This is a genomic window from Bradyrhizobium sp. KZN70725, from assembly GCF_055264925.1.
In genome coordinates this window covers 1-2,892 of record NZ_JBUYWT010000142.1, presented here as the reverse complement: position 1 = coordinate 2,892, position 2,892 = coordinate 1, and the positions used below count along the sequence as shown (strand labels likewise).

Genomic DNA, 2,892 nt, shown 5'->3' with positions numbered 1-2,892 from the left:
GTATCGCTCCGGCGAGGGCCGCCTTGCGCGCTGAGGACGGAGGATGAAGACATAGGCGTATGACTGACCATACGCCTATTTCGAAGGTCTCCCGATTGGAAGTAGTTTCGACTGGCGCCCGCCGTCGTTGGACAGTGGACGAGAAGCAGCGGATCGTTGCTGAGAGTTATGATGGTTCCCGGTTGGTGTCGGCGACGGCGCGGCGCAACGGGTTGTCCACGAGCCAGTTGTTCACGTGGCGACGGTTGGCGCGCGAGGGTCGGCTGGGCGGGGATGCAGCGCCATTGCTTGTTCCTGTGGAGATCACTTCGACACCAACTCCGGCATCGGCCGTGGTCGCGCGGACAAGGCCATCGCCGGCTAAAGAGCGCGCGAAGGTAGGCATAATCGAGATCGAGCTTAGCGGCTGTCGGGTCCGCGTTGACCGTGACGTGGACACTGAAGCACTGCAGCGGGTCCTCGAGCTTCTGAGGCGGTGATGATTCCGATCCCAAGCAACGTCAGGGTCTGGATTGCCACCGGTCACACAGACATGCGCCGCGGCATGCAAAGCCTGGCGCTCGCGGTCCAGGAGAGTTTGAAGCGTGACCCGCATGCGGGTGATCTCTACATCTTCCGCGGCCGCCGCGGTGATCTGCTCAAGATTCTTTGGCATGACGGGTTAGGCATGTCGCTGTATGCCAAACGCTTGGACCGCGGCAAGTTTATCTGGCCTGCGACGTCGGGAGATGCGGTATCGATCTCAGCGGCTCAGATGGCTTATATGCTGGAAGGGATCGACTGGAGAAATCCGCAACTAACATGGCGACCGCAGAGCGCCGGCTGAGCGAAATAAAATATGAGATCATGCGCATTTTGGGGGACCACAAAGCACTGAATTTGTGATTCTCTGGTTGCATGGACACGCCTCGCGACGCTCTTCCCGAAGACATAGCCGCTCTGAAAGAGGCGTTGGCGAGCGAACGCGCGAAGGCTCTGGATATTGCAGCGGAGCTTGCGGTCGCCCGTGCCAAGGCGTCGGAAGACAGTGCGCTGATTGCCCGCCAGAAACTGCGGATCGCCAAGCTTGAGCGCCAGGTCCACGGGCAAAGATCAGAACGCTCGTCTCGTCTGATCGACCAGTTAGCGCTTACGTTTGAAGAGCTGGAATCCAGCGCTACCGAAGACGAGCTTGCGGCCGAGAGAGCTGTCGCCAGGACAACGACTGTGCGCGGATTTACGCGCACGCGTCCCGAACGCAATACCTTCCCTGATCATCTTCCCCGCGAGCGCGTGGTGATCGATTCGCCAACGACGTGTGAATGCTGCGGCGGCAATCGCCTGCGCAAGCTTGGTGAGGATGTGACCCGGACCCTGGAATCAATACCGCGCCAGTGGAAAGTGGTCGAGACGGTGCGGGAAAAGTTCACCTGCCGGGACTGCGAGAAAATCAGTCAGGCACCGGCGCCATTCCATGTGATTCCGCGAGGATGGGCGGGGCCGAGCCTGCTGGCCATGCTCCTCTATGAGAAGTTCGGCCAGCATCAGCCTCTGAACCGGCAGACTGAGCGTTACGCGCTTGAGGGCGTGCCCGTCAGTCTGTCGACCGCAGCCGACGCTGTTGGGGCTTGCTGCATGGTATTGGAGCCGCTATCGCGCCTGTTGGAAGCCCACGTCATGGCAGCTGAACGCCTCCACGGCGACGACACCACCGTACCCGTGTTGGCCTTGGGCAAGTGCGATGTCGCTCGATGCTGGGTCTATGTGAAGGACGACCGCCCCTTCGGCGGCTCAGATCCGCCGGCAGCAATGTTTTATTACTCGCGCGATCGAAGGGGCGAGCATCCGCAGGCGCATCTGACCAACTATAGCGGCATCCTGCAGGCCGACGCCTTCGGTGGATACACCAAACTCTACGAGCCCCAGCGAAGTCCTGGGCCTATCAGGGAAGCGGCCTGTTGGGTCCATGCCCGGCGGCCGTTCTTCGCCATGGCGGATCTTGAGGAGAACGCGCGGCGCAAAGCGGCCGGAAAGCAGGAGATCGTCATCTCGCCCGTCGCCATGGAGATCGTGCGCCGCATCGACGCTCTGTTCGAGATAGAGCGCTCTATCAATGGCCAAAGCGCCGACCAACGAAAGGCTGTTCGCCAGGCGCAGAGCGCACCGCTCGTCGCCGATCTGGAAGCCTATATGCGCGAGCAGTGCGCCAAGCTCACCCGCGGCCACGATCTGGCCAAGGCCATGAACTACATGTTCAAGCGCTGGGCCTCCTTCACACGCTTCCTCGACGATGGTCGCGTCTGCCTCTCGAACAATGCAGCCGAGAGAGCGCTGCGCGGCATCGCATTGGGCAGAAAGTCGTGGTTATTCTGTGGGTCCGACCGCGGAGGGCGCCGAGCCGCCGCCATGTATAGCCTCATCGTCTCTGCCAAGATGAACGACGTCGACCCTCAGGCCTGGCTCGCTGATGTACTCGCTCGCATCGCCACCCACCCCGCCCACAGGCTCGATGAGCTGCTGCCCTGGAACTGGAAGACTGCGCAACAGCACGGCCTTGCGGCACAGGCGGCTTGATGGGACACGTCAACAAGGTCAGTCACGTGTTCACTCTCAGCCATGTCGCTGAGATGCTCGGCGAAGACGAGGAATGGTTGTTCGAGGTCGCCGAAGAAATGGACACCGAGGATGGCCAGCTATGGGTCGTCGGCGTCGGTGAAGACGGCGTGATGGCGTTCACCGATGACGGGATCGAGAACCTCAAAGAGCTGATCGCAATCCACAAGGACGCTCCTTGGATTATTGAAGAACGCCGCCAGGTACTCGCGGCGATCGTTAAGCCGAAGGCCGAAAAGCCCGAGGTTTAGCCGCTAACCGGACAAACCAGCCCGCCCGCGGCCTACGCCGCATGCTTAC

Annotated in this window: 4 protein-coding genes; all 4 read left to right on the top strand. The window is 61.2% G+C overall.

Annotated elements, in window-relative coordinates; genetic code table 11:
* Window positions 1-59 precede the first annotated feature (59 nt).
* The 4 genes from tnpA to ACZBJS_RS42150 all read left to right on the top strand — a co-directional run bounded on the left by tnpA (window position 60) and on the right by ACZBJS_RS42150 (window position 2,843).
* Window positions 60-479, top strand: coding sequence for an IS66-like element accessory protein TnpA (gene tnpA, locus ACZBJS_RS42165; protein WP_141340087.1), 420 nt, complete (start codon window positions 60-62; stop codon window positions 477-479).
* Window positions 479-826, top strand: a complete 348-nt coding sequence (tnpB, locus tag ACZBJS_RS42160; RefSeq protein WP_141340086.1) for an IS66 family insertion sequence element accessory protein TnpB — start codon at window positions 479-481, stop codon at window positions 824-826. The genes tnpA and tnpB overlap by 1 nt, the downstream gene beginning before the upstream one ends.
* A 71-nt stretch (window positions 827-897) precedes the next feature.
* Entirely contained in the window at window positions 898-2,553 is a 1,656-nt protein-coding gene (gene tnpC, locus ACZBJS_RS42155) for an IS66 family transposase (protein ID WP_141340085.1), read from the top strand.
* Entirely contained in the window at window positions 2,553-2,843 is a 291-nt protein-coding gene (locus ACZBJS_RS42150; RefSeq protein WP_141340084.1) for a hypothetical protein, read from the top strand. Before tnpC ends, ACZBJS_RS42150 begins: the two co-directional genes overlap by 1 nt.
* Window positions 2,844-2,892: the final 49 nt, after the last annotated feature.